The 26,009-nt window shown below is 44.3% G+C and carries 27 protein-coding genes; 25 read left to right on the top strand and 2 right to left on the bottom strand.

Going from position 1 to position 26,009, the window contains the following annotated elements:
- Positions 1 to 5 precede the first annotated feature (5 nt).
- The 8 genes from recG (at position 6) to rnc (ending at position 7,764) form a co-directional block, all read left to right on the top strand.
- Positions 6 to 2,042, top strand: coding sequence for an ATP-dependent DNA helicase RecG (recG, locus tag H0266_RS04460; RefSeq protein ID WP_181471724.1), 2,037 nt, complete (start codon positions 6 to 8; stop codon positions 2,040 to 2,042).
- Positions 2,043 to 2,186: 144 nt separating this feature from the next.
- Positions 2,187 to 3,095 (top strand): S66 peptidase family protein, encoded by a 909-nt coding sequence (locus H0266_RS04455; protein WP_181471164.1) that lies wholly within the window; start codon positions 2,187 to 2,189, stop codon positions 3,093 to 3,095.
- Positions 3,096 to 3,194: 99 nt separating this feature from the next.
- Complete coding sequence (gene fapR, locus H0266_RS04450; RefSeq protein WP_181471163.1) at positions 3,195 to 3,755, top strand: transcription factor FapR; 561 nt, start codon at positions 3,195 to 3,197, stop codon at positions 3,753 to 3,755.
- Positions 3,756 to 3,770: 15 nt separating this feature from the next.
- Entirely contained in the window at positions 3,771 to 4,775 is a 1,005-nt protein-coding gene (plsX, locus tag H0266_RS04445) for a phosphate acyltransferase PlsX (protein ID WP_181471162.1), read from the top strand.
- Positions 4,772 to 5,713, top strand: coding sequence for an ACP S-malonyltransferase (gene fabD, locus H0266_RS04440; RefSeq protein WP_181471161.1), 942 nt, complete (start codon positions 4,772 to 4,774; stop codon positions 5,711 to 5,713). Before plsX ends, fabD begins: the two co-directional genes overlap by 4 nt.
- Positions 5,713 to 6,453: a 3-oxoacyl-[acyl-carrier-protein] reductase gene (fabG, locus tag H0266_RS04435; RefSeq protein ID WP_181471160.1), complete on the top strand. Its 741-nt coding sequence runs from the start codon at positions 5,713 to 5,715 to the stop codon at positions 6,451 to 6,453. The genes fabD and fabG overlap by 1 nt, the downstream gene beginning before the upstream one ends.
- Positions 6,454 to 6,757: 304 nt before the next feature.
- Positions 6,758 to 6,991, top strand: coding sequence for an acyl carrier protein (gene acpP / locus H0266_RS04430; protein ID WP_181471159.1), 234 nt, complete (start codon positions 6,758 to 6,760; stop codon positions 6,989 to 6,991).
- A gap of 80 nt (positions 6,992 to 7,071) precedes the next feature.
- Positions 7,072 to 7,764, top strand: a complete 693-nt coding sequence (gene rnc / locus H0266_RS04425; protein WP_181471158.1) for a ribonuclease III — start codon at positions 7,072 to 7,074, stop codon at positions 7,762 to 7,764.
- 579 nt (positions 7,765 to 8,343) lie between these two features.
- Here rnc and H0266_RS04420 read toward each other — a convergent pair.
- Entirely contained in the window at positions 8,344 to 8,568 is a 225-nt protein-coding gene (locus H0266_RS04420) for a DUF1128 family protein (protein WP_181471157.1), read from the bottom strand.
- Between the two features lie 168 nt (positions 8,569 to 8,736).
- On the opposite strand from H0266_RS04420, the gene smc reads away from it, so the two are divergent.
- The 15 genes from smc (at position 8,737) to H0266_RS04345 (ending at position 22,932) form a co-directional block, all read left to right on the top strand.
- Positions 8,737 to 12,303 carry a chromosome segregation protein SMC gene (gene smc, locus H0266_RS04415; RefSeq protein WP_181471156.1) on the top strand — a complete coding sequence of 1,189 codons (3,567 nt, stop codon included), beginning with the start codon at positions 8,737 to 8,739 and terminating at the stop codon, positions 12,301 to 12,303.
- Between the two features lie 13 nt (positions 12,304 to 12,316).
- Positions 12,317 to 13,633: a signal recognition particle-docking protein FtsY gene (gene ftsY / locus H0266_RS04410; protein WP_181471155.1), complete on the top strand. Its 1,317-nt coding sequence runs from the start codon at positions 12,317 to 12,319 to the stop codon at positions 13,631 to 13,633.
- 74 nt (positions 13,634 to 13,707) lie between these two features.
- Complete coding sequence (locus H0266_RS04405) at positions 13,708 to 14,037, top strand: putative DNA-binding protein (protein ID WP_181471154.1); 330 nt, start codon at positions 13,708 to 13,710, stop codon at positions 14,035 to 14,037.
- 13 nt (positions 14,038 to 14,050) lie between these two features.
- Positions 14,051 to 15,391 carry a signal recognition particle protein gene (ffh, locus tag H0266_RS04400; protein WP_181471153.1) on the top strand — a complete coding sequence of 447 codons (1,341 nt, stop codon included), beginning with the start codon at positions 14,051 to 14,053 and terminating at the stop codon, positions 15,389 to 15,391.
- A gap of 95 nt (positions 15,392 to 15,486) precedes the next feature.
- The gene (gene rpsP / locus H0266_RS04395; RefSeq protein WP_181471152.1) at positions 15,487 to 15,756 is read left to right on the top strand and encodes a 30S ribosomal protein S16; all 270 of its coding nucleotides are present in this window, start codon (positions 15,487 to 15,489) and stop codon (positions 15,754 to 15,756) included.
- A gap of 18 nt (positions 15,757 to 15,774) precedes the next feature.
- On the top strand, positions 15,775 to 16,002 hold the full coding sequence (locus H0266_RS04390; RefSeq protein ID WP_181471151.1) for a KH domain-containing protein: 228 nt from the start codon (positions 15,775 to 15,777) through the stop codon (positions 16,000 to 16,002).
- Positions 16,003 to 16,069: 67 nt separating this feature from the next.
- Positions 16,070 to 16,453: a YlqD family protein gene (locus H0266_RS04385; RefSeq protein WP_181471150.1), complete on the top strand. Its 384-nt coding sequence runs from the start codon at positions 16,070 to 16,072 to the stop codon at positions 16,451 to 16,453.
- Between the two features lie 8 nt (positions 16,454 to 16,461).
- Positions 16,462 to 16,977, top strand: coding sequence for a ribosome maturation factor RimM (gene rimM, locus H0266_RS04380; RefSeq protein WP_181471149.1), 516 nt, complete (start codon positions 16,462 to 16,464; stop codon positions 16,975 to 16,977).
- Complete coding sequence (gene trmD / locus H0266_RS04375) at positions 16,977 to 17,708, top strand: tRNA (guanosine(37)-N1)-methyltransferase TrmD (protein ID WP_181471148.1); 732 nt, start codon at positions 16,977 to 16,979, stop codon at positions 17,706 to 17,708. Before rimM ends, trmD begins: the two co-directional genes overlap by 1 nt.
- A 128-nt stretch (positions 17,709 to 17,836) precedes the next feature.
- Positions 17,837 to 18,181, top strand: a complete 345-nt coding sequence (gene rplS / locus H0266_RS04370) for a 50S ribosomal protein L19 (protein WP_181471147.1) — start codon at positions 17,837 to 17,839, stop codon at positions 18,179 to 18,181.
- Positions 18,182 to 18,402: 221 nt separating this feature from the next.
- A complete protein-coding gene (lepB, locus tag H0266_RS04365; protein WP_181471146.1) occupies positions 18,403 to 18,957 on the top strand; it encodes a signal peptidase I in 555 nt (184 codons plus the stop codon).
- 1 nt (position 18,958) lies between these two features.
- Positions 18,959 to 19,801 carry a ribosome biogenesis GTPase YlqF gene (gene ylqF / locus H0266_RS04360; protein ID WP_181471145.1) on the top strand — a complete coding sequence of 281 codons (843 nt, stop codon included), beginning with the start codon at positions 18,959 to 18,961 and terminating at the stop codon, positions 19,799 to 19,801.
- Between the two features lie 175 nt (positions 19,802 to 19,976).
- The gene (locus H0266_RS04355) at positions 19,977 to 20,756 is read left to right on the top strand and encodes a ribonuclease HII (protein ID WP_181471144.1); all 780 of its coding nucleotides are present in this window, start codon (positions 19,977 to 19,979) and stop codon (positions 20,754 to 20,756) included.
- Positions 20,753 to 22,663, top strand: a complete 1,911-nt coding sequence (locus H0266_RS04350) for a hypothetical protein (RefSeq protein WP_181471143.1) — start codon at positions 20,753 to 20,755, stop codon at positions 22,661 to 22,663. The genes H0266_RS04355 and H0266_RS04350 overlap by 4 nt, the downstream gene beginning before the upstream one ends.
- Positions 22,660 to 22,932: an EscU/YscU/HrcU family type III secretion system export apparatus switch protein gene (locus H0266_RS04345; RefSeq protein WP_181471142.1), complete on the top strand. Its 273-nt coding sequence runs from the start codon at positions 22,660 to 22,662 to the stop codon at positions 22,930 to 22,932. Before H0266_RS04350 ends, H0266_RS04345 begins: the two co-directional genes overlap by 4 nt.
- Positions 22,933 to 23,004: 72 nt before the next feature.
- Here H0266_RS04345 and H0266_RS04340 read toward each other — a convergent pair whose 3' ends face one another.
- On the bottom strand, positions 23,005 to 23,631 hold the full coding sequence (locus H0266_RS04340) for a hypothetical protein (protein WP_181471141.1): 627 nt from the start codon (positions 23,629 to 23,631) through the stop codon (positions 23,005 to 23,007).
- A 270-nt stretch (positions 23,632 to 23,901) separates the two neighbouring features.
- On the opposite strand from H0266_RS04340, the gene sucC reads away from it, so the two are divergent.
- Positions 23,902 to 25,062, top strand: a complete 1,161-nt coding sequence (gene sucC, locus H0266_RS04335) for an ADP-forming succinate--CoA ligase subunit beta (protein WP_181471140.1) — start codon at positions 23,902 to 23,904, stop codon at positions 25,060 to 25,062.
- A 17-nt stretch (positions 25,063 to 25,079) separates the two neighbouring features.
- Positions 25,080 to 25,982, top strand: coding sequence for a succinate--CoA ligase subunit alpha (gene sucD / locus H0266_RS04330; RefSeq protein ID WP_181471139.1), 903 nt, complete (start codon positions 25,080 to 25,082; stop codon positions 25,980 to 25,982).
- Positions 25,983 to 26,009: the final 27 nt, after the last annotated feature.

Raw genomic sequence — 26,009 nt, 5'->3', positions numbered from 1 at the left:
ATGATGTGTTACGTCAACCGATTAGTGAAATCAAAGGCGTCGGCGAGAAGTTCCAAGAGCAGCTGCAAGACCTAGGTCTTTATACGATTGAGGACTTGTTATTCTATTTTCCTTTTCGTTACGACTCCTATGAAACCAAGCCGTTAACCGAGTTGGCTCAGGATGAAAAAGCAACGATGGAAGGACAGGTTGTGTCAGAGCCTGTCCTTAGCTTTTTTGGGAAGAAAAAATCTCGGTTGACCTTTACGTTGCAAGTAGAACAATTCGCTGTCAAAGCGGTTATGTTCAATAGGGCTTTCGCCAAGAAACAACTGAATCCAGGTGATACTGTTACGGTTACGGGAAAGTGGGATCAGCGCAGGTTGCAAATCACAGTCAGCCAGTTCAAAAAAGGCGAAGCGAAAAGCCAGGAGCCGATTCAACCTGTGTACACCTTAAAAGAAGGAGTGACCTTGCAGCGGCTGCGAAAAATCATTAAGTCAGCCATTGATGAATACGGAGAAGAGATCACAGAACTCCTGCCCGAAGACGTGCAGCGTACGTATAAGCTTCCAGAACGTCCAAAAGCTTTGAAGCAAATGCATTACCCTGAAAGCAGAGTTTTGTTGAAGCATGCGAAGCGTCGTTTTATTTATGAAGAATTTCTACTGTTTCAATTAAAAATGCAGCTTTTACGTAAACATCATCGTGAATCGACAAGCGGAAATGCTCAATCATATGATAATAACCGTCTCACGAAATTCGTTCAAACGCTGCCATTTGAATTGACAGGCGCACAAAAAAGGTCTCTTGCAGAAATATTGAAAGACATGAAGCAGCCTCACCGAATGAATCGTCTACTGCAAGGAGACGTAGGTTCAGGGAAAACAGCTGTTGCAGCCATTGCCTTGTATGCATCGATTACAGCTGGAAAACAGGGCGCATTGATGGTTCCGACCGAAATCTTGGCAGAACAACACTACCAATCTCTCTACAAAATGTTCGAGGGCCGAGCGAATGTCGCTTTACTTACAGGATCCATCAAAGGAAAGCGTCGTAAAGAGATACTAGATGCGGTGGCACAAGACGAGGTTGATATTTTGATTGGTACCCATGCTCTCATTCAAGATGAAGTACTATTCAACGACCTAGGTTTTGTCATCGTCGATGAGCAGCACCGATTTGGTGTCAAGCAACGTCGGACATTACGAGATAAAGGACTTCACCCTGACGTGTTATTCATGACAGCGACCCCGATTCCAAGAACTCTCGCCATTACGGCTTTCGGAGACATGGATGTCTCGGTCATCGATGAAATGCCTGCGGGAAGGAAGCCAGTCGAAACCTATTGGGTGAAAGGTGAGATGACAAACCGGGTGCTTTCTTTCATTCAAAAAGAAGTTGATGCCGGGCATCAGGCGTACGTGATCTGCCCATTGATTGAAGAGTCCGATAAGCTCGACATTCAAAACGCTGTCGACCTCTATCACCAGCTTGCTTCGGTGTTTGAACCAGACGTACCGGTGGGGTTGATGCATGGTCGCTTGCATAATGATGAAAAGGAAGAAGTGATGCAACAATTCGCCCGTAACGAAACCAAAGTTCTCGTTTCTACTACCGTCGTAGAGGTTGGGGTGAACGTGCCGAATGCTACGGTTATGGTCATCTATGATGCGGAGCGCTTTGGTCTTTCACAGCTTCACCAGCTACGCGGCAGGGTCGGTCGTGGAGATGACCAAGCGTACTGCATTCTGTTGGCGGACCCTAAGGGGGATGTCGGTAAAGAACGGATGCGTATCATGACGGAGACCACCGATGGCTTTGAGCTTTCCGAGCAGGACTTGAAACTTCGTGGTCCAGGTGACTTTTTTGGTAGGAAGCAGAGCGGCATGCCTGAATTCAAAGTCGGTGACATGGTGCATGACTACCGAGCACTGGAAACGGCGCGAAAAGATGCGGCGGAAATGATCATGGACGACTTGCTTGAATCTGACGAGCGTTATAGAGCTTTGAAAGAAGCGGTTTACGCGGATCAATCTTTGACGGGGAATGTTCTGGATTAAATGGAAATCGAATAAAATAGAAGGGGGGCGCTAATCTTTAACAGAATGCGCCCCTTTTTGCATGAAATGCTCTAGTATCATAGGTTATCACATCCGCGATTTTTCTATGAAATGGTCATAGTTTAAAAGTGAGGGAGTGCGCTCATGATAAAACCGAACGCGTTGCGTCAAGGCGATCAAGTCGTTATTATAGCACCGGCCGGACCACCGGATCGTAATCAGTTAATGGAAGGGATAGAAGTGTTAGAGAATGTGGGGCTGGATGTTCGACTTGGACGCTATGTATTTGATGCGGAAGGGTTTTTAGCTGCTTCAGATGAAAAACGGTTGGCTGATTTGCACAATGCTTTTTGTGATCCGTTGGTTCAAGGTGTCTTCTGTGCCCGAGGAGGGTATGGGACAGCGAGGATCGCACCGTTCATTGATTACCATATGATTCATCAAAATCCCAAAGTCTTCTGGGGATATAGCGACATCACTTATCTCCTCAATGCCTTTCAAATGTTCAGCAGCCTTGTAACGTTTCATGGACCGATGATAGCGTCTGATTTCAACATAGGAAAGAGACGAAAAGAGACGATACAATCCCTTACTCCGTTGTTTACAAGAGAGCCGATCATCTATGATGCCCGCCATTCTCCGTTGAAAGCTTTACGGCCTGGAACAGGGAAGGGAAGACTCGTTGGGGGAAATCTCACTTTATTGTCAGACGGTGTCGGGACCCCTTTCCAAATAGACACGAATGGATCCATTTTATTACTAGAAGATGTATCTGAGAAAGCTTACCGAATTGATGCCATGCTCCATCATCTGAAACAAGGCGGGATGTTTGAATGTGTGCAAGGTGTCGTGCTTGGGGATTTTCAGGCCGATTACAAGGAGCGGGTACTCATAGATAAAGTGCTGGCTGATTTTTTCTCTCATTGTTCTTTCCCTGTGGTTTCAGGCTATCAAATCGGTCACTGTCAACCTAATTACGGCATACCTCTCGGGACTCAAGCGACACTTACGACATCCCCACCACGTTTGAGAATTGAATCTGGAGTCTTGTAAGTCTAACCCTTGCGTAAATGTCTCAGGTATTATATATTACTATTAGTACCTAGTCATAAAGGCATCAGCTACGTGGCTTAAACGGACGGTGGGTTACGAATGAAAAAGTCGAAAAAGCAAAGGCAAGAGGAATTAAAGCATACAATCGAAACATCCCCCTTTACAACCGATGAAGACTTAGCGAAGCAATTCGGCGTAAGTATTCAGACAATCCGTCTCGATCGTATGGAACTCTCAATTCCTGAATTGCGTGAACGGATCAAGTCGGTAGCGACGCAAGAATGGAATGAAACGGTCAAAGCATTACCGATTGAAGAAGTGATTGGTGAAGTCGTTGACTTAGAACTCGACGAACGAGCCATATCAATATTAGACGTGAAGCCTGAGCATGTGTTTTCTAGAAACCACATTGCAAGAGGTCACCACCTATTCGCTCAGGCTAATTCACTTGCCGTCGCCGTTATCAATGATGAATTGGCGCTTACAGCAAGGTCTACTATCGATTTCACTAGGCAAGTTAAGCTAGGAGAGCGCGTTGTTGCCAAAGCGAATGTAGATGGTGTGGATGATAAGGGCCGAACCATTGTGCGCGTGCAAAGCTTTGTCGGCACAGAAGAAGTATTTGCTGGTACGTTTGAGATGTATCGTTCGAATTTATAAAAGGAGTTGGATGACATGAAGTTGGCGATAGATGCCATGGGCGGGGACAACGCCCCTGAGGCGATTGTGAAAGGTGCTGTACTCGCAGCAGATTCCATCGACGGTCTCGAATTGACGTTGATTGGTGATGAAGAACAAATCAAGCCTCATCTGAAGAGTCAATCCAATATTGAGGTTATACATACGACAGAGGCTATTACCGGAGAGGACGAGCCTGTAAGAGCTGTTCGCAGGAAGAAAAATGCTTCGATGGTTTTGATGGCGAAAGAAGTGAAAGAAGGACGCGCAGACGGCTGTATCTCTGCGGGGAATACGGGTGCATTAATGAGTGCCGGGTTGTTCGTCGTCGGTCGAATGGACGGTGTCGAACGTCCGGCGTTAAGCCCAACGCTCCCTACACAGGACGGCAAAGGCTTCCTTATGTTAGACGTCGGTGCTAACGTTGACGCAAAACCTGACCACCTATTGCAATACGCTGTAATTGGTTCGATTTATGCAGAACACGTTCGGAAAATCGATCGTCCGCGAGTCGGTTTATTGAACGTTGGCACAGAGGACGGTAAGGGCAGTGATTTGACGAAAAAAGCATTCCAATTGATGAAGGACGCTCCCATTCATTTTGTCGGAAACGTGGAAGCGCGTGACTTGCTTGATGGAGTTGCTGACGTCGTGGTTACAGACGGCTTTACGGGAAATGTCGCATTGAAAACCATAGAGGGAACGGCTATGACGATGTTCTCTATGATCAAGAAAACGTTCATGTCGAACATGAAGACGAAGCTCGCAGCAGGACTTGTGAAGAATGACTTGAGAGGGCTGCGCAGTCAGCTTGATTACTCCGAATATGGTGGGGCAGGTCTCTTTGGTTTATCTGCTCCAGTGATTAAAGCACACGGGTCATCGAATGAGCGTGCTGTTTTGAATGCGATTAAACAAGCTTGCGAGATGGTTGAGCTGAACGTCACGTCGACCATCGCTCAAACATTGAAAGAAATGCAATCAAAGGAGGAAGAGGAATGAGAAAACTCGCCTTTGTATTCCCGGGTCAAGGGTCCCAAGAAGTAGGCATGGGGAAAGCGATGTATGATGCATACCCTTCGGTAAAACAGCTATTTGATCAAGCAGATGAAGCGCTTGGTTATTCCTTAACAACATTGATGTTTGAAGGACCTTCCGAAGAATTAACAAAAACAGAAAACGCACAGCCAGCGCTTTTACTGAACAGTGTCGCCATGAATGAAGTGTTAAAAGAACACGGTGTAAGGCCGTCCATGACAGCAGGACATAGCTTGGGAGAGTATAGCGCGCTTGTGGCTAGCGGTGCTCTAGAGCCGATTGAAGCCGTCAAGCTTGTCCACACACGTGGCAAGTTGATGGAAGAAGCTTACCCGACTGGAAAAGGGACGATGGCCGCTGTACTCGGCTTATCACAAGAAGAAATTGCTTCCGAGCTTGAAGGCTTTGATGGTGAATTGGCCGTGGATTTAGCGAATATCAATTGTCCAGGTCAGATCGTCATTTCTGGTACAAAAGCAGGCGTAGAACAAGCGTCTGAAAAGCTTTCCGAGGCAGGAGCCAAACGCGTGTTGCCGTTAAACGTCAGTGGTCCTTTCCACTCCCGTTTAATGAAACCGGCGAGCGAAGATTTTGCTAACCACTTGTCAGGTGTAGTAGTGGAAAAGGCAGATGTGCCTGTCTATGCTAATGTAACAGCTTCCCCTGTACAAGAAGCGGATGACATTGAAAAGCTTCTTGTTGAACAGTTGTATTCGCCCGTACGATTCCAACAGATTCTTGAAGCTTTTGTAGAAGAAGAGGTCGATGCTATTGTAGAGATCGGGCACGGGAAAGTATTGAGTGGTCTTGTTCGAAAAGTCAAACGACGTATGAAAACGGTGAACGTATCTGATCCTGAATCACTCGAATCATTTATTCAATGGACAAAGGAGGAATCTTGATGTTGCAAGATCAAGTCGCACTCGTAACGGGAGCTTCTCGAGGGATTGGTCGTTCAATTGCTCTAGAGCTTGCTCGCCAAGGGGCAAAAGTAGCGGTCAACTATGCCGGAAGTGAAGATAAAGCAGAAGCTGTCGTTCAAGAGATTAAGGAACAAGGCGGTGTCGCCATCAAGATTCAAGCAAACGTCTCTTCAGAAGACGATGTTAAACGTATGGTGAAAACTGTCGTGGACGAGTTCGGACGTTTGGATATATTGGTGAACAATGCCGGAATTACGAAAGACAATCTGCTCATGCGCATGAAGGAAGAAGAATTCGACTCCGTTATCGACACGAATTTAAAAGGTGTCTTCTTCTGTACAAAAGGGGTAACCCGCCAAATGATGAAACAGAAATACGGGCGCATCATCAATGTAGCCTCTATTGTCGGTGTGTCAGGGAACCCTGGACAAGCAAACTATGTAGCTGCTAAAGCGGGTGTCATTGGTCTCACAAAATCAAATGCCAAAGAACTTGCTTCCCGAAACATTCAGGTAAACGCAGTAGCACCCGGCTACATCGCAACAGATATGACGGATGCACTTACGGATGAACAACGTGAGCAGATGCTTGCCATGATTCCGCTAAGCCGCCTTGGTGAAGGCGAAGACGTTGCACGCGTTGTCCGCTTCCTTGCCTCCAAAGACTCCGCCTACATGACCGGCCAAACGCTACATGTAGACGGCGGCATGGTAATGTAGCGTTAAGTGAGGAAGCGACTGTTCAGAGGCGTACGGACTGGACTGAGTCGGAGGAGATAAAGGAAACACGATGAACGTAGTGAATCGATGTTGACTTATCGTACAGAGACGAGGGAAGTCACGCTAGCCTCTAGGAGCTGGATCCGGATAGCGTTAAGTGAGGAAGCGACTGTTCAGAGGCGTACGGACTGGACTTATCCGGGGTTTTGGAATAATTCCCAAGCTTCGAAAAAATACGTCAAAAAGTGCGCTTGCGCTTTAGTGTTCAAAACTACTATAATTATTGAAGGGAGGTGAAGTTCCAATGGCAGAAACATTTGATCGTGTAAAAAAGATCATCGTTGATCGACTTGACGTTGAAGAATCTAAAGTAACTATGGAAGCTTCCTTCAAAGAAGATCTAGAAGCAGACTCTCTTGATGTAGTAGAGCTTGTAATGGAGCTTGAAGACGAGTTTGATATGGAAATTTCTGATGAAGAAGCTGAAAACATCAATACAGTAGGCGACGCTGTGAATTACATAAGCAGCCAGTCGTAATGGACAAGCTGTCTGCATTTATTGCAGGCAGCCTTTCCTGTATTTACTTGTGAAATTATTTGTAAAGGATAAGGTGATTTATGGGTGATTTTTCCAGTTTCCAAGATAAAGTAAATATTCATTTCGATAATGTAGCGTTACTGGAACAAGCTTTCACACATTCATCTTATGTGAATGAGCATCGTAAAACGGACCGTGAAGATAACGAGCGATTGGAATTCCTTGGTGATGCTGTCCTTGAACTAGGCGTATCCCAATATTTATATCGTGAGTTTCCAGATATGGCGGAAGGCGAATTAACGAAATTCCGAGCCTCTATAGTCTGTGAGATTTCTCTGGTCCAATTTGCAAATGAACTGAATTTTCAAGACTTGATCCTATTAGGAAAAGGCGAAGAGTTAACAGGTGGACGGAACCGTCCTGCTTTATTGGCGGACGTGTTCGAAGCTTTTATCGGCGCCCTTTACTTGGATCAAGGCTTTGATGTCGTGGTAGACTTTCTGAAAACGTACGTCTATCCGAAAGTGAAAAAAGGTGCTTTTTCTCATGCGATGGATTTTAAAAGCCAACTCCAAGAATTTATACAACGAGACAAAAACAGCAGAATCGAGTACGAAATCGTTGAGGAAAGAGGACCGGCGCACAGCCGGGAGTTCATTGCCCACGTTCGTATTCAAGGAGACACTGGCGGCATTGGTGTGGGCCGAACGAAGAAAGAGGCCGAACAAAAAGCAGCTCAGCAAGCGCTCGAAAACCATGGCGCATTATCGTAACAGAAAGACCGTCCTGACATCGGGTGCGGTCTTTTTTTATTGGCTTGTTTGGCGTTTATGCTCTTCTACTGGTTTTTTTCGAAAGTAGAGAAAGTATTGTGAAAGACTTGATTTCGAGATGTTGCGGGTTCGTTACCTTAGGTTGGGAGGGGGCAGGAACGAATCTACAATGTGTTATGTGCTTCTGACTTATCAAACGATACTATTGCCTGCAAAATCAACACATATATGGCTTTTGATGCGATGAACGAGCCTCAATTCAGATATTTAACTAAACGATTCGGACAACTGATTCACGATATCAGACATTCACATGTTCAATTCAGACAAGTGATCTTCAATATCGGACATTTCCTTCTAATTCGGACAAGAGATAGACTTTATCGGACATTTACTCAGCTTATCCGGACAAATCGGTACAGCCCCCCTTTTTTCAGGACACCCCTGCTCGACCATACCCTACACTTTATTTCGAGGAGGACCCTAAGTCTCCATTTTGAGTATTCAAGATAAGGTGGGTCTTAAAAATATTAAAAGGCTCCAAGACAACTAGTGTCCTGGAGCCTTTTATGTTCCATTTTATCCTTTGCGATACTGTCCTAACTCTTGTACAAAAGCTTGAATTTCAGATACGCTCAATTGCCCTTTCATTTGCACGATATCATAAAGCGACTTGATCTCATCGTAGCTTTCAAGGTCGTAATCCTCTGCATCCATGATGGAGCGATTGACGACTTGCAAACGCTCGGCCATGTCATTGATGATGTATTCTAAATTCTCTTGACTTGCTGTCTCTAAACTCACGTTATATCCTCCTTCAGGTCATCTGGTAGCAACTATTACATATGATAGGATACTTTGACGTTTTTTGAAAGTCCGCATTTCTGAAAAAGTCACTGAACTGCGCGTCACTTTATGATAAAATAAATAGGTTAAAAGAAAGTTAGATGTGAATATAACAGGAGGATAGGTATGTTCCTCAAGCAATTAGACACCGTAGGATTTAAATCATTTGCCGAACGGGTAACCGTTGATTTCGTTGAAGGAGTCACGTCCGTTGTCGGCCCGAATGGCAGTGGGAAAAGCAATATTACCGATGCCATACGCTGGGTTTTAGGTGAGCAATCAGCTAAATCCTTGCGTGGAACGAAGATGGAAGACATTATTTTCGCTGGAAGTGACTCCAGAAAACCGCTCAATATGGCGGAAGTTACACTCACGCTCGATAACCAAGATCAGACGTTACCGCTTGATTATGAAGAAGTCAGTGTAACGCGGCGCGTGTATCGTTCTGGCGAAAGTGAATTTTATATGAATAACCAGACCTGCAGACTGAAGGATATCGTCGATCTATTCATGGACTCTGGTCTCGGTCGCGAAGCTTTTTCGATCATAAGTCAGGGGAAAGTAGAGGAGATCCTCAGTTCAAAAGCGGAAGAGCGACGTTCGATTTTTGAAGAGGCCGCAGGTGTACTTAAATACAAACAGCGTAAGAAGAAAGCGGAGTATAAGTTAGCGGAAACTCAAGAAAACTTGAACCGCGTCGAAGACATCATTCATGAAATCGATGATCAGCTTGAACCCTTGAAAGAACAAGCGGCGATTGCACAAGACTATTTGCAGAAAAAAGACGAGCTCAAACAAATTGAGATCTCCCTATTAATTACGCAGATAGAACAATTGCACGAAGAATGGCAGCATTTGCTTCAACAGTTAGAGAGTGTAAAGAAAAAAGAAGCCGCTCTCTCTGAACAAGTGGAAACAGAGGAAGCCTCCGTCGAGAAGCAGCGAAAGGATATGCAAGACCTCGATGAGTCGATCGAGTCCTTGCAAGAGACACTTCTTGTGCTGACAAAGGAACTAGAAGGTCTTGAAGGCAAGAAAGAGTTGATGAAAGAGCGTCATAAGCACTTCGAAGAGAATAAAGAAAAAAGCGAGCAAGAACAGTTTGAGCTAAGCGAGAAAGTGGAGCAATTGAAGAAGGTTGCGAAAGAAGAAGCAGCAAAGCTTTCTCAAACGAAACAACAACGTACAGAAACCAAGAAAGCGTTGCAACAAACCGATGATGCCCTTAGTCAGGATATTCAAAAGATCGAAGACCAAATAGAAGATTTGAAGAGTGACTATATTGATTTACTGAATGAGCAGGCTGCGAAACGCAATGAGAAGCAAATCATCGATAAGCAGCTGTCTCAAATCAGCTATAAAAAAGATGGACAGCAAGACAAGTTCAAAGACTTGCGTGAAGAACGTGAATTGCTTGAAACGAAACTCACCTCTCTTTCGGAGGAGTTGCAGGATGTAAAGGCTAGACGCGAAGCGAAAGAAGGAAAATACAAAGAGCTGAATGAGACGCTTCAGTCTAATAAGCAGTCCTATGAAGAATGGCAGGAAAAGCTGTATAAAGGGTATCAATACTTGGAGAAGTTGCGCTCGAAGAAAGAAATGCTTGAAGATATGAAAGAAGATTTCTCTGGGTATTTCCAAGGCGTGCGTGAAGTATTGAAAGCTCGCGAAAGCGGGAAGCTTGAGGGGGTCGATGGTGCGGTCCTTGAGTTGATTGATATTCCGAACGACATGATGACCGCTATTGAAACAGCACTCGGTGCTCAGGCACAGCACATCGTTGTCCGAGACGAACGTACAGGTCGGGCGTCGATTCATTGGTTGAAGCAAAACAATAAAGGTCGAGCTACGTTTTTACCGTTAACGGCCATCCAGCCAAGGTCTATATACGGACAAGCGCAGAGTCAGCTATCCAACCAAAAAGGCTTTGTAGGCGTAGCTGTCGATCTCGTCAAGTTCAATCCAGATTATCACAAGGCGATTTCGCATTTGCTCGGACACATCGTAATTGCGGATAAGTTAGAGAACGCCAATGCCATTGCCAAGTTCCTGAACCGTAAATACCGAATCGTCACATTAGATGGTGATGTAGTGAACCCGGGCGGCTCAATGTCAGGTGGAGCACAGAAGAAGTCGAATCAATCGCTTTTCACCCGGGAAAAAGAGTTGCAAGAATTAACGATGAAAATCGAGGATTTTTCAGCTAAAACAAGTGATGTTGAAGAAAGGGTCCAACAGTTGAAAGCGACCATTGCAAATGAGCAGGAGCAAGTAACCACGCTCGAAGAAGAAGTCGCCCAGTTGAAAACAGATGAGTACGAAAAGCAGTCCGAGTATCGAGAGTTGACGATGCGCTCTAGACACTTGAATGATCAACTTCAACTGTTCGATCAAGACCAGGCTCAGTACGACCATGATCGTACACAAGCTCATGAACAATTGAAGCAGCTTGATAAAGATTTGAACAAATTAGAAGAACAACTTTCTAAGGTTCAACAAAAAATCGATCAGCTGTCTGATACGAAACAACAACAGCAGCAGGATGAAGCGAAATTACGAGAGCGAAAGCAAGAGCTTCACATTCTATTAGCTGAACAAGATTCGGCTGTTGCCAACCAACAAGAAAAAGCGGATCGATACAAAGAAGAATTAGAGATGAATCAACAGCAGTTGAAAGAGAGCAAAGAAGCTTTCGAGCAGCTGATGGAGGTCGTAGATTCGAACTTGACCGAAGAAGAAATGGTTCAAGAAATCGAAGAGATGAAAGAGCGTAAAGAGCGTACGTCTCAATTGATTCAAGAGCGAAAACAGACAAGAGCGACGTATGCGGAGCAAATACACCAAATCGAACAACAGTTGAAAGAACAAAAACGCCTCGTCCAAAATTTTGTTCAGGACATTCAAGCGAAAGAAGTGAAAGCAAACCGCTTAGATGTGGAGCTTGAGAATATGCTGAACTATTTACAGGAAGAGTATGTCATGACGTTCGAAAAAGCGAAGCGTGAATATCCGTCAGTTGAGGATGTTCAAGCTTCCGCTCGTGAAGTAAAACTCATCAAACGGGCGATTGAGGAACTAGGGACGGTGAACCTCGGTTCGATCGATGAGTATGAACGGATTCAGGAGCGTTACGAATTCCTGAAAGGTCAACAAGACGACTTATTAGAAGCGAAAGGGACACTTCATCATGTCATCAGTGAGATGGATGGGGAAATGCAGCGTCGTTTTGAAGAAACCTTTACTAGTATCAGGGATGAATTTGGTGGCGTGTTCCGTGAATTGTTTGGCGGAGGTAGCGCTGATCTGAAGCTTACTGATCCTGATGACTTACTTGAATCTGGAGTCGAGATTGTTGCTCAACCACCAGGCAAGAAGTTGCAGAACTTAAGCTTGATGTCTGGTGGAGAACGCGCTCTCACAGCTATTGCGCTCTTGTTCTCCATTTTACGCGTACGACCCGTTCCATTCTGTGTGCTTGATGAAGTGGAAGCCGCACTCGATGAAGCGAACGTCGATCGTTTTGCTAAGTTCTTAAAAGAATTCAGTGAACAAACACAATTTATCGTCATTACTCACCGTAAAGGGACGATGGAGCAATCGGATGTCTTATACGGTGTAACGATGCAGGAGTCCGGCGTGTCTAGGCTTGTGTCAGTCAGACTAGAAGAAACTCCTGAATTATTAGAAGTCTAGAAAGGATGAGTTGATGAGCTTTTTCAAGAAACTGAAAGATAAATTCACAAAGGATCTACAGCCTCAATTTGAGCCTCCAACTGAAGAAGAGCTCAAAGAAATGCAGGAAATGGAGGAATCGGATGATTCTCTAGAAGGAGAGACAGAAGTAGTACAAGACTCTGGTGACGAAATAGAGTCATTTGATGAGCAACCAGAGGACGATACAGAAGAAGACCTTCATGACGAGACAGAGGAAGAACTAGAGGGAGAAACTGAAGAAGATGAAGACCTCGAGGACCCTGTATCTGACTCAGAGCTTAAAGACTCAGAAGCGGAGTTAGAACCAGAGGTTGACCAATCTCCGGTCGAGGATCAAGAGGAATCAATCGCATCTAAGTTTAAAAAGGGTTTAGCGAAAACACGCAATTCATTCTCTAGCAAAATCAATGACCTTGTCGCGCGCTATCGTACAGTCGATGAAGATTTCTTCGAAGAACTCGAGGAAGTGTTAATCTCGGCTGATGTCGGTGTGAATACGGTTATGGAAATGATAGATGAGCTCCAGCTCGAAGTGAAACGACGTAATATTAAAGACACAAAAGAAGTGCGAGAAGTTATTTCAGAAAAACTTGTAGAGATCTATTATGGTGATGACGATGCAGGAGAAATCGAAGGGTTGAATGAGAACCCTGATGGTCTGACGATTTACCTGTTCGTCGGTGTCAACGGCGTCGGTAAAACGACAACAATCGGTAAGCTCGCCCACACCCTCAAGGCAGAAGGGAAGAACGTGACGCTGGCTGCTGGGGATACATTCCGTGCAGGTGCCATTGACCAGCTAGAGGAATGGGGACGTCGAGTAGGTGTCAATACTGTCAAACACAGTGAAGGAAGCGATCCGGCAGCTGTTATCTATGATGGCATTCAGTCCGCAAAGTCCCGCAATGCTGATGTGTTGATTTGCGATACAGCAGGGCGCTTACAAAATAAAGTGAATTTGATGAATGAACTGTCCAAAGTTAAACGTGTCATCGAACGTGAAGTACCGGGGGCTCCTCATGAAGTGCTTCTCGTCCTAGATGCCACGACAGGACAGAATGCAATGAGCCAGGCGAAGACTTTCTCAGAAGCGACAGATGTTTCAGGTATCGTGTTATCAAAACTTGATGGTACAGCAAAAGGTGGTATCGTCCTTGCGATTCGAAAAGAGTTGGATATTCCGGTGAAACTCGTCGGACTCGGAGAGAAAGTGACAGACTTAGAGAACTTCGATGCTCATGCGTTTGTCTATGGACTGTTCGCCGACATGATTGATGAGTATGAAGATGAAGAAGAAATTGAAAGCTAGACTTGACAGAGAAGCCTCGTCTCCGTTAGTATTTTCATGTAAAGGTATTTCACTTAACAAGGAGTTGTTCCTACGTGCTTGAAAAAACGACACGAGTCAATTACTTGTTTGACTTCTATCAATCATTGCTGACTCCGAAACAACGGAACTATATGGAGTTGTATTATTTAGAAGATTACTCTTTAGGTGAAATATCGGAGACGTTTGATGTCTCGCGTCAAGCTGTTTATGATAACATTCGCCGAACAGAGACGATGCTTGAAGAATATGAAAACAAGCTGAACTTATATGAGAAATTCCAAAAACGCCAACAGGTGATAAAAGAAATGGAGACCGAAGTCGAGAAACGACAACTCGAATCTCCTTTTAAGGAATGGCTCGATCAACTACAAGAATTAGAATAGGAGGGTTCCTTCGATGGCATTTGAAGGTTTATCCGACCGTTTGCAAGAAACGATTAAGAAAATCAAAGGCAAAGGGAAGGTAACCGAACAAGACGTAAAAGAAATGACGCGTGAAGTCCGTCTTGCCCTCCTTGAGGCCGATGTTAACTTTAAAGTCGTGAAAGACTTCGTCAAGCGTATTAAAGAGCGCGCGATCGGTCAGGAGGTCATGGAGAGCCTGACCCCTGGGCAGCAAGTCATCAAGGTTGTCCAAGAAGAGTTGACGGATTTGATGGGTGGCGACGAAAGTAAAATCGCCGTAGCAAAGCGTCCACCGACTGTCATCATGATGGTTGGTTTACAAGGTGCCGGTAAGACGACCACTACAGGGAAGCTTGCCAACCTTTTACGCAAAAGTTACAACCGCAGCCCGCTTCTTGCGGCAGCAGACGTTTATCGTCCAGCAGCAATTCAACAGCTTGAAACACTCGGAAAGCAACTGGGGATGCCTGTTCACGCAGAAGGGACGGAAGTAGATCCAGTAGACATCGCGAAAAACGCTGTACAGAAGGCGAAAGAAGAACACAATGACTATGTGATCATCGATACCGCTGGTCGTTTACACGTTGATGGCGATTTAATGGATGAACTGCAAAGAATCAAGGAAGCTGTTCAGCCTGATGAGATTTTCTTGACGGTCGATGCGATGACCGGTCAAGACGCAGTCAATGTAGCCGAGAGCTTTGACGAACAGCTTGATGTAACGGGTGTTTTACTAACGAAGCTTGATGGTGACACCCGTGGTGGTGCTGCATTGTCCATCCGTGCCGTGACTGGAAAACCAATCAAATTCGCTGGTATGGGAGAGAAGCTCGATCAACTAGAAGCTTTCCACCCTGAGCGAATGGCTTCAAGGATTCTCGGTATGGGAGATGTATTGACCTTAATCGAGAAAGCTCAAACGAACGTAGATGAAAAACAGGCGAAAGAGCTTGAATCGAAAATGCGTAACGCTTCATTCACGTTCGAGGATTTCCTTGAACAAATGGAGCAAGTGAAGAATATGGGACCTCTGGATGAGATATTGAATATGATTCCGGGTGCCAACAAAATGAAAGGGTTGAAGAACGTTTCCTTCGACGATAAACAAATCGTACACGTTGAAGCGATCATTCAATCGATGACCAAGCATGAACGTCAGGACCCTTCCCTTATGAATGCCAGCCGTAAAAAGCGGATTGCCAGGGGCTCCGGAACGAACGTTTCTGAGGTCAACCGACTGTTGAAACAGTTCGAGGAAATGAAAAAAATGATGAAACAAATGAGCAATACGAAGGGAAAAAAAGGCAAAGGCATGAATTTTCCGTTCATGTAATGGAAAAACCCTTTACACACAAATGAAGTTCTGCTAAAATCTAAATTTGTGTGAAACAAATAATTCTTTAATGAAATTTATGGAGGTATTCAATTATGGCAGTAAAAATTCGCCTTAAACGTATGGGGTCAAAACGTAACCCATTTTACCGTGTAGTAGTAGCAGATTCTCGTTCTCCTCGTGATGGACGTATCATCGAGCAGATCGGAACATATAACCCAGTTGTTAACCCTGTAGAGGTTAAGCTTGACGCTGAGAAAGCAATCGACTGGATGTCAAACGGCGCTAAGCCAAGCGACACAGTTCGTAACCTATTCTCTAACGAAGGCATCATGAAGCAATTCCACGAATCTAAAAACAAATAATGAGGTAGTGGTGATATCATGCAAGCCTTAATCGAAACGATCGTTACGCCGCTTGTCGATCACCCTTCCGACATCGAGATTGATGTGAAAGAAGAGGACGAAAAAATCGTCTATCACCTTTCTGTTCATCCAGACGATGTCGGCAAGGTGATTGGAAAGAATGGGCGGATTGCGAAAGCGATTCGAACTGTCGTCTATGCGGCAGGCTCTGATTCTGAAAAACGAATCTATCTTGATATTATGTAGGAAAAAGGGAGAGGGCTAACCTTTCCCTTTTTTTCTAAATTTAGAGAGAAGAGGTCGAACGCTTAGAATGCAAATCATACAAAAAGTTACGGTCAAACATATCCTGACAGCTTCTAGTCGTAAACAACTTCGAGATCGATTTGATGAACGAGCTAAGCAGCTGAACCAAGAATGTCGTCAGCTTGAATTTGAACAAAAAAAGCTTGAACGGAAACCGGAGTTATCCAGACAGGAAGTCAGTCGCCGTTTCTCAAAGGAAATCAGTAAACGTAAGGATCGAATCCGTTGGATGGAGCATCAACTTGAACAACTCAATATCCTCTCAGATGGGAGCGAGCTTGAGACGGATGAGGTTGAGGCGTTGGTTCATATAGAAGAAGGCGACTCATGGAGTGAGATTCAAAATAAAGAAATCGTCATCCAAGACGGAAAAGTGATACGAGCGAGGTAATGCAATTGATGGAAAAAGATTTATTTAACGTAGGAAAAGTGATTAACACGCATGGTATTAAAGGTGAAGTGAAAATTCAACGCATCACGGACTTTGAAGAACGCTTTGAACCAGGTCAGCTATTGTATTGGGTGAATGATAAACAGGAGACGAGACCGTTAGTGGTCCGCTCACACAGGATGCATAAAGGTTTCGATCTTGTCAGTTTCGAGGACCATCCTTCCATTAACGATGTTGAAATGTATAAAAATGGCCAATTGATGGTTTCAGAAGAACACCAGGAAGAACTTGATGAGCACGAATTCTACTTTCATGAAGTCATCGGCTGCACTGTATTCGTGCAATCCGGTGAAGAACTTGGGGAAGTGAAAGAAATTCTTACCCCTGGCGCCAATGATGTGTGGGTTGTGAAACGTAAAGGAAAGCAAGATGCGTTAATTCCTTATATCGAGCCGGTCGTAAAAGAAGTGAACATTGAGGAGAAAACCATTATCATTGATCCAATAGAGGGGCTGCTAGACTGATGCATATTGACATTTTAACGTTGTTTCCTGAAATGTTTGATGGTGTGTTGAATCACTCGATTTTAAAGCGTGCTCAAGATCGAGAAGCTTTTTCCTATCAATATGTGAACTTCCGGGATTACACGACCAATAAACATAACAAAGTAGACGACTACCCTTATGGAGGAGGCGCGGGTCTAGTCCTGACCCCGCAACCGATTTTCGATGCTGTACAAGACATTGAAAAAAAAGCCGACAAACAGCCGCGTGTGGTTTTAATGTGTCCGCAAGGTGAGCCCTACACTCAGGCAAAAGCAGAAGAACTTGCTGAAGAAGAGCATCTTGTATTCATCTGTGGCCACTATGAAGGGTATGATGAGCGGATACGTGAAGAACTAGTAACAGATGAGATTTCGCTCGGTGATTATGTATTGACCGGTGGTGAGCTAGGTTCGATGGTCGTCATCGATTCAGTCGTCCGTTTGATTCCGGGTGTACTTGGCAATGAACAATCTGCGCCGGAAGATTCGTTCTCAAATGGTCTTCTAGAACACCCACATTATACACGTCCAGCCGATTTCCGTGGACATGAAGTTCCGGAAGTATTATTATCAGGTAATCATGCCAAAATTGACGAATGGAGACATTACCAATCCTTAAAACGCACCTATGAACGACGCCCTGATCTGCTAGAGGAAAGAGAGCTTTCAAAGCAAGAGAAATCTTGGATCGACCAATGGAAAAGTCGCTAAAACAGGTTGATGTTTATACCTTTCTGTGATATATTATAATTTGTGCTTAAACGTACGGTTTAAGTGGAAAACGATGTTCCGCTGCCTCATAGAAGCCATGAGCATTAGTTAAAAAGGAGTGAAAGTCAATGCAACAGTTAATTCATGACATTACAAAAGAACAGCTTCGTACTGATCTTCCTGACTTCCGTCCAGGTGACACGGTTCAGGTACACGTGAAGGTTGTCGAAGGTAACCGTGAGCGTATTCAGGTATTCGAAGGTGTTGTAATCAAGCGCCAAAACGGTGGAATCAGTGAAACATTCACTGTACGTAAAATCAGCTACGGCACAGGTGTTGAGCGTACATTCCCTGTTCACTCTCCACGTATTGCTAAGATTGAGCGTACTCGTCGTGGTCGCGTTCGTCGTGCGAAGCTATACTACTTGCGTAACCTACGCGGTAAAGCAGCTCGTATTAAAGAACTTAGATAATTCTGTTGAAAGGAGCTTGCATCTGTCAAGCTCCTTTTTTCTACTCTACATAACTTCTGATATGGTAGAATGAATGCATGCGTGAGTAAGTGACATACCTGTACTGGATACATAAGAAGGTCGTTTACAATGTCCTTGTCTACTATATGGTCGCCTGATATCTATCTACTGGCAAAGACCATGCATATAAGAAATTGAAAAGGGAAGAGGAGCGCTTTTTTATGAAACAACAGTGGTTGGATTGGATTAAGGCTTTCATCATTGCGGCTGTCTTAGCCGTCGTCGTGCGGGTGTTCTTGTTTGCGCCGGTCGTCGTTGAAGGCCCATCAATGCTGACAAGCTTACATAGCGGCCAGCATTTGATTGTCAGCAAAATTAATTACACACTAGGCTCTCCTGACCGTTTTGACGTTGTCGTGTTCCACGCGACCGAAAGAAAGGATTACATAAAGCGCGTCATCGGCGTTCCCGGCGATCACGTGTCTTATGAAAATGATCAACTATATATTAATGGGGAAGCTATAGAAGAACCATATTTGACAGAACAGAAACAACAATATCCGAATGAGACCTTAACGAACGACTTTTCAATCGAGCAACTGCCTGGTGGTTACGAAGAAGTACCAGAAGGCTCTGTGCTCGTTCTTGGTGACAATCGACGTAACTCTACAGATAGCCGGATGTTAGGTGTCATTAGTGATGATCAGTTGGTAGGGGAGGCGATTGTCTCGTACTGGCCGCTCAATCGGATTGAATGGATAAGCGAGGAGGGCTAATATGACGATACAATGGTTTCCAGGACACATGGCAAAAGCAAGAAGAGAAGTGACTGAAAAACTAAAACTTGTTGATTTTGTCATAGAACTAGTGGATGCACGGGCGCCGGAATCATCACAAAACCCGATGCTTCATGATATTTTGCAAGAAAAGACGAAGATGGTCGTGCTCATGAAGAAAGATTTAGCTGACCCGAATGTTACAAACGAGTGGGTTAACTATTACGAAGAACGAGGTATGGTCGCTATTGCGATTGAAGCTAATAAAAAACAGGACGTGCAAAAAGTCATTCAGCTGGCGAAAGAACTTGGACAGGCGAAGCAAGATAAGCTTAAAGCCAAAGGTGTTCGCCCACGAGCCTCTCGCGCTATGATTTTAGGTATTCCAAACGTAGGAAAATCCACGTTGATCAACCGTCTCGCAAATAGAAAAATTGCAGAAACAGGTGACAAGCCAGGGGTAACGAAAAAGCAACAGTGGATCAAAGTCAAAAAAGAATTTGAATTGCTCGATACACCAGGTATTCTATGGCCGAAATTTGAAGACGAAGAAGTCGGATATCGTTTGGCATCCATCGGTACTATCAAAGATCAGATCTTACCGAAGGAGGATGTCGCGGCATACGTACTCGATTATCTGCAAGCCAACTACCCGAAGTTCTTAGAAAGTCGCTTCGGCTTTGAAAGTTATGAAGACATTATGGATGCGTTTGAAATGATCGGTCGCAAGCGTGGCTGTCTGGAGAGCGGTGGACAGGTCAACTTTGACAAAGTGTCCGATATCATTTTACATGACCTTCGCGGCGGCAAGGTCGGGCTAGTCAGTTTTGAGCGTCCATCATAAAAAGAAACGAAGCGCATGGTGAGTCCAATCACTTTGCGTTTTTTCTTTTTTTATGATGATAATCAGGGCGAGGACTCATGGTTAAAACGGCCTAGGCTTGAGTTGATCTATTCATCCAGACTACATAGTTGAATAGGAAATGCCGATATGAATAGAAATGAAGGAGTAAGACATGATGACTACGATGACGATTAAAGAAATTAAGAAAAAGCTAGAAGCAGGTCAATTCTCAATAGAAGAAATGGAATCTTTTAAGCAGGATTCTAGAAAAGGCGTCCAGAGAATTGTCGCTCAATATGAGACGAAACGACAAAAGAGAGCGGAATTAAAAGCACAGTTTGAAACGATGAAAGGGTTTGAATATAAAGCAAAACGAAATGGTAAGACGGCCATTGCGGGAATTGATGAAGCGGGGAGAGGGCCACTTGCTGGTCCTGTTGTAGCAGGTGCTGTCATATTGCCTGATGACTTCTATCTAGAAGGTCTCAATGATTCGAAGAAGTTATCGTTAACAAAGAGAGAATCGTTTTATAAGATCATAAAAGAAGAGACCGACTGGGGTGTAGGAATCGTCAGCAATGAAGAGATCGACCGGATGAATATCTATCAGGCTACGAAGCTTGCGATGATGCGAGCAGTAGAAGGTCTGAAGCGATATCCTGATCATTTGCTGATTGATGCGATGGAACTCGAAGAAGTCGAATCCGAGGTGAGCCTCGTCAAAGGGGACCAAAGAAGTGTATCGATTGCGGCTGCGAGTGTCATCGCCAAAGTCACGAGGGATCATTATATGGCTGAGCTGCATAAAAGCTATCCCATGTATCAGTTTGCCTCTAATCAGGGCTACGGGACAAGCGATCATATCGATGCACTCATGGCACATGGCCCTTCCCCATATCATCGTCATAGTTTTGCACCGGTAAGAGAAGCGACGGTAAGGAGTGGAGATAGGTGAATCCATCGATTTCAAGTCTAGGAAAATTGCAGAATACACAACAGGCAAGTGCTGCACCAAAAGTTGGACAAGTGATGACAGGTAAAGTTGTCGAGTTGATTCCTGGAAACCGTGCTGTCGTTCAAGTCGGGAAGCAACAGGTCCAAGCCCAGCTTGAAACATCCCTGACGAAGGGGAAATCTTACGTTTTTCAAGTGACCTCATCTCATGATGGAATGATGCAGTTGAAAGTCATTTCGCAACAAAAAGGGACGGCGCAGCGTTTGGATGTGAACCAATTGCTCCAAGGACTTGGAATGAAGGCGACGAAGCTGAATGTGGATTTTTTGAACTCATTACTGAAGACAGAAACGCCTTTTCAAACCGCTGACTTAAAACAGGCTTTATCCATATTACAACAGTCTGGTCAGAAAAACGTGGCAAAAGATGTGTTGATGCAGATGATGCAAAAGCAGTACCCCATGAAGCCTTCTGTGTTTCAGGCGATTGCAACCAAACAAACCACTGAGGTGACCCAGCTACTTAAGCAGCTTCAACCTGTACAGAGCCCACAAACGATGAATGACCAAAAAGTAGCGAACCTTATTTCACATTTAAAAGGCGCGCCTCCTACGGTCAGCACAACGCAGTCGTCCATGATGAAAGTGGTAGGGGAAGTCGTGACCAACAACCCTACATCTTTTCAGTTGTTTCAAAAAGCGGGGTTAATCAATGACGATGCTTCGTTCAGTCGTTTTCAACAAACATGGAATCAATGGGCGGGAACAAAAACAGGGACACAGATGCCCTCCCTGCAACAGACTCAACAACTTTTGAGTCATGCCCGCCAGACGCCTCCCCCACTTCCAGCATCCATCGATCATATAGCCCAAGGGATGAAAAGATTGTTCGATCAGCAGTTGCCGATGCCGAAAAGTGAACAACAGTCCTTAGCTAGGTGGACATCGCAGTTGACGAGATTGGTTGATTCGGCTAGTACCGCTCAATCGGCCCCTAAGCTAACGGAATCAAGTATTCAGAAATGGGCAGCCGATCATCAGGCATTGCAACAAAGACAGACGTTTCAAAAGTTGCTTCCTATGCTATCCGAGTCTGTGCGCCCTGTTATGGAACAAGTAATGAGACAACTTTCACAACAAATGGAGCAAAAGACACCTGTCGCGACACCAGCCATGAGAGAAGTGGCAGGATCTTTACAACAAATCCAGTCCAGTCAACTCACGCACAACCAAAAAGCGTCGCTAACCGAGTGGGTCAGTCGTCTCGCGTCAGATTTTTCACCTTCAGTAAAAGATTCCATCTTGATCAAATTGAAAGCTATGCTCGATTTATCAGGGGTTCAAGACGAATCCATGCTCAAGCGTGCGGTGATGAGTGAGGAAGGGATGACGAAAGAGCCGAGTTTAAAGTCGTCGTTATTACAAAGCATGCAAGACCCTCAAACGGCAATCCGCCCAGAAACGGCGAGGCAAATGGTTTCGTTAATCAATGGTATTCAAGTGTCTGCTCATCAGGAAACGAACCAAACCATTCAAATGGCTATGCAATTTCCAGGAGATATGGTTGGTGCTACAGGCGATATCCAGATGAATATGGAAGGGCGAAAGACAAAAGACGGGGAAATCGACCCGGATTTCTGCCACGTCGTGTTTTTCTTATCGCTTGAACATTTCGAGGATACGGTAGTTGACTTGAATATTGTCAACCGACGTGTCGGCGTGACGGTTTACAATCATCATGAGGTCGAGGACGTTGTCGAAGAATTCAAACCCTCTCTAGTGGAAGGACTTAAACAGGTAGGCTATCAATTATCGACTTTGCACGTAAAGCCTATTGAGAAGCAAGCAAACGCCATACAAACGCCAGATATGAGTAGCGGAGATGAAGGGGTGGACATTCGAATATGAATGAAAAGCGTAGAGAAGCGGTTGCATTAAGCTATCAATCCGAACAGGCGGCAGCACCAAAGGTCGTCGCGAAAGGGAAAGGCTTTATTGCTGACAATATATTGGAAAAAGCAAATGATCATGATGTGCCTGTTCAACAGGATGCTTCATTGGTCGAACTGCTATCTGAACTAAATATCAATGAGCAAATACCGGAGGAGCTCTATCATGTAGTAGCCGAAGTATTTGCGTTTATTTACAAATCTGATCAGCAGTTCAAGAAAAGATAAATATTTTGGTCGGTTTTGTTGTATGTAAATTTAAAGAGAGCAATCCAATCACTCGCTGTTGAAACCAGTAACCTAGAGAGGGTCACTGGTTTTTTCTTGATGTACTTCATCCGAATTTTCCACATAATGACTGATTTCTTCTACTAAATCTCCCGGATACTGATTCCATTCTGCATACACTATGATGAAAGTTGCTAAGACTAAATGAATGGCATGACGCGTTTTAAAGCCATTTTTAATCCTGTCCTCATAATATTCAGGGAAATCTTGCTTTAGTTCTTTCTTCAGATTGTTCGATAAATATAAAAGCTGATTCAAAGATTTCTTAGGATAAAAAACGAGAATGAGGGCTATGAGCACAAAACCAATTCTGAACGAGATATCTTTATACCAGTCTTTTAGATAAAGGATGTATTGTCTGACTGGCACTTCAAGGAACCCCCGTGATTCATCAATGAGTACAGCGACATCCAAATCATAAGTCTGATTTTGGGATAGTTGTAATGGAATGGCACCCTCAATGAAATAGGTGTGTTTGACATTCCCGAATCGGTCGAGATCGTAGATTTCTAAAACTTCTCCTGTATGCTCATAATCATAGCCAAAAGGGTAATTTTCCCCCTTATGTATAACAAGATAGGGAAGAAAAGCTATAGTGATCAGCACGATCACAAAGAGTACTCTTTGAATGAATAACATTTTGCACCTCCCAACCATATCGAAGGCCTCGTTCACCAAATCCATAATTTGATAAGATGGAGGGTTCGCGGAACCGTCATGTTTCATATGGAGATTCATGTGAAAATAGTACCATGTGATATGGTATGTATCAATAATCTATTAAGTTTACATAATAATAGACTGGTAAACTTGTCTGAATTCTTCGACAGAAATCTAGCTTTCTGTGGACAATTGGTAGCGTTTTTTTATACAATAGGAATGCAGTGAAATTTGATGGGAGGATGAAACATGAACATTCACGAGTATCAAGGAAAACAAATCATGCGTGATTTTGGCGTATCTGTTCCAACAGGATATGTCGCGTATACCGTAGATGAAGCTGTTGAAGCAGCGAAGAAATTAGGTAGCGACGTAACAGTCGTCAAAGCACAGATCCATGCAGGCGGACGTGGGAAAGCCGGTGGAGTTAAAATTGCAAAAAATCTTGACGAAGTGCGTACATACGCTGATGAGATACTAGGTAAGACACTTGTAACCCATCAGACTGGTCCTGAAGGTAAAGAAGTAAAGCGCTTACTCATTGAAGAGGGTTGCGATATCAAGAGGGAATATTACGTAGGACTTGTATTGGACCGTGCAACGAGCCGTGTGACGATGATGGCTTCAGAAGAAGGCGGTACAGAGATTGAAGAAGTAGCCGAAGCGACACCGGAAAAAATCTTTAAAGAAGTCATCGATCCTGTGACGGGTCTTACACCGTTCCAAGCGCGTCGTTTGGCATTTAATATTAATATTCCAAAAGAATCCGTAGGTAAAGCCGTCAAGTTTATGCTTGGACTTTACGACGTTTTTGTGAAAAAGGATTGCTCTATTGCAGAAATCAATCCACTCGTTACTACCGGTGACGGGGATGTATTGGCGCTAGATTCAAAACTGAATTTTGATGATAACGCCTTGTTCCGTCAAAAAGACGTGGCTGACCTTCGTGACTTCGATGAAGAAGACCCTAAAGAAGTGGAAGCGTCTAAGTATGATTTAAGCTACATTGCGTTAGATGGAAATATCGGTTGTATGGTCAACGGTGCCGGTCTTGCGATGGCAACAATGGATACAATCAAACACTATAGTGGTGACCCAGCCAACTTCCTTGACGTTGGTGGCGGTGCAACAGCTGAAAAAGTAACCGAAGCCTTCAAAATCATTCTTTCTGATGACAATGTTAAAGGCATTTTCGTTAACATTTTCGGTGGAATCATGAAGTGTGATGTGATTGCAGAAGGTGTTGTTGAAGCGACACAACAAATCGGTTTAACACTTCCTCTTGTTGTGCGCTTAGAAGGTACGAATGTTGATGCAGGGAAGAAAATTTTGAAAGAATCCGGTTTGAATATCACTTCTGCAGACTCCATGGCAGAAGGTGCACAAAAAATCGTTGAATTAGTGAAGTAAGAAAGGCGGGAAATCAGATGAGTGTATATATTAATAAAGATACAAAAGTCATTGTTCAAGGAATTACTGGCTCTACAGCCCTTTTCCATACGAAACAAATGGTTGAATACGGTACACAGATCGTCGGTGGTGTAACGCCTGGTAAAGGTGGAACGGAAGTCGAGGGGATTCCTGTATTCAACACGGTTTCTGAAGCGGTGGAAGCGACTGGAGCGAACGCTTCTGTCATCTACGTTCCAGCACCATTCGCAGCAGATGCCATCATGGAAGCGACAGATGCGGACATGGATCTCGCCATCTGCATTACTGAACACATTCCTGTTCTTGATATGACGAAAGTGAAACGTTATATGCAAGGCAAGAAGACACGTCTTGTCGGACCGAACTGTCCTGGAGTCATCACGCCCGACGAGTGTAAAATCGGTATCATGCCTGGTTATATCCATAAAAAAGGCCATGTTGGAGTTGTTTCACGTTCTGGTACTCTTACGTACGAAGCGGTTCACCAGCTATCTGAAGCGGGTGTAGGACAGTCGACAGCTGTCGGCATCGGTGGAGACCCTGTCAATGGTACAGATTTCATCGACGTCCTAAAAGCGTTCAACGAAGATGATGATACAGAAGCTGTGATCATGATCGGTGAAATCGGCGGTACAGCAGAGGAAGAAGCAGCTGAATGGGTGAAAGCGAACATGAATAAACCTGTTGTCGGCTTCATTGGTGGACGTACGGCACCTCCTGGAAAACGTATGGGCCATGCTGGTGCCATCATTTCTGGTGGTAAAGGTACGGCAGACGAGAAAATCCGTGTCATGAACGAGTGCGGTATTGAAGTTGCAGAAACACCTTCTGTCATGGGTGAGACATTGATCAATGTACTAAAAGAAGCAAACTTGTTTGAGAAGTGCAAAACACATTAATAATCATAACAAATGGAAAACCGTGTC

The organism is Halobacillus locisalis, from assembly GCF_013694105.1.
Lineage (GTDB): Bacteria > Bacillota > Bacilli > Bacillales > Halobacillaceae > Halobacillus > Halobacillus locisalis.
Note: the sequence above shows the minus strand (reverse complement) of the source record. Positions and strands in the feature narration are given on the sequence as shown.

Coding starts and splice junctions, on each gene's coding strand:
- H0266_RS04455 (WP_181471164.1), top strand. CDS start 2,187: ATGATAAAACCGAACGCGTTGCGTCAAGGCGATCAAGTCGTTATTATA.
- fapR (WP_181471163.1), top strand. CDS start 3,195: ATGAAAAAGTCGAAAAAGCAAAGGCAAGAGGAATTAAAGCATACAATC.
- plsX (WP_181471162.1), top strand. CDS start 3,771: ATGAAGTTGGCGATAGATGCCATGGGCGGGGACAACGCCCCTGAGGCG.
- fabD (WP_181471161.1), top strand. CDS start 4,772: ATGAGAAAACTCGCCTTTGTATTCCCGGGTCAAGGGTCCCAAGAAGTA.
- fabG (WP_181471160.1), top strand. CDS start 5,713: ATGTTGCAAGATCAAGTCGCACTCGTAACGGGAGCTTCTCGAGGGATT.
- acpP (WP_181471159.1), top strand. CDS start 6,758: ATGGCAGAAACATTTGATCGTGTAAAAAAGATCATCGTTGATCGACTT.
- rnc (WP_181471158.1), top strand. CDS start 7,072: ATGGGTGATTTTTCCAGTTTCCAAGATAAAGTAAATATTCATTTCGAT.
- smc (WP_181471156.1), top strand. CDS start 8,737: ATGTTCCTCAAGCAATTAGACACCGTAGGATTTAAATCATTTGCCGAA.
- ftsY (WP_181471155.1), top strand. CDS start 12,317: ATGAGCTTTTTCAAGAAACTGAAAGATAAATTCACAAAGGATCTACAG.
- ffh (WP_181471153.1), top strand. CDS start 14,051: ATGGCATTTGAAGGTTTATCCGACCGTTTGCAAGAAACGATTAAGAAA.
- rpsP (WP_181471152.1), top strand. CDS start 15,487: ATGGCAGTAAAAATTCGCCTTAAACGTATGGGGTCAAAACGTAACCCA.
- H0266_RS04390 (WP_181471151.1), top strand. CDS start 15,775: ATGCAAGCCTTAATCGAAACGATCGTTACGCCGCTTGTCGATCACCCT.
- H0266_RS04385 (WP_181471150.1), top strand. CDS start 16,070: ATGCAAATCATACAAAAAGTTACGGTCAAACATATCCTGACAGCTTCT.
- rimM (WP_181471149.1), top strand. CDS start 16,462: ATGGAAAAAGATTTATTTAACGTAGGAAAAGTGATTAACACGCATGGT.
- trmD (WP_181471148.1), top strand. CDS start 16,977: ATGCATATTGACATTTTAACGTTGTTTCCTGAAATGTTTGATGGTGTG.
- rplS (WP_181471147.1), top strand. CDS start 17,837: ATGCAACAGTTAATTCATGACATTACAAAAGAACAGCTTCGTACTGAT.
- lepB (WP_181471146.1), top strand. CDS start 18,403: ATGAAACAACAGTGGTTGGATTGGATTAAGGCTTTCATCATTGCGGCT.
- ylqF (WP_181471145.1), top strand. CDS start 18,959: ATGACGATACAATGGTTTCCAGGACACATGGCAAAAGCAAGAAGAGAA.
- H0266_RS04355 (WP_181471144.1), top strand. CDS start 19,977: ATGACTACGATGACGATTAAAGAAATTAAGAAAAAGCTAGAAGCAGGT.
- H0266_RS04345 (WP_181471142.1), top strand. CDS start 22,660: ATGAATGAAAAGCGTAGAGAAGCGGTTGCATTAAGCTATCAATCCGAA.
- H0266_RS04340 (WP_181471141.1), bottom strand. CDS start 23,631: ATGTTATTCATTCAAAGAGTACTCTTTGTGATCGTGCTGATCACTATA.
- sucC (WP_181471140.1), top strand. CDS start 23,902: ATGAACATTCACGAGTATCAAGGAAAACAAATCATGCGTGATTTTGGC.
- sucD (WP_181471139.1), top strand. CDS start 25,080: ATGAGTGTATATATTAATAAAGATACAAAAGTCATTGTTCAAGGAATT.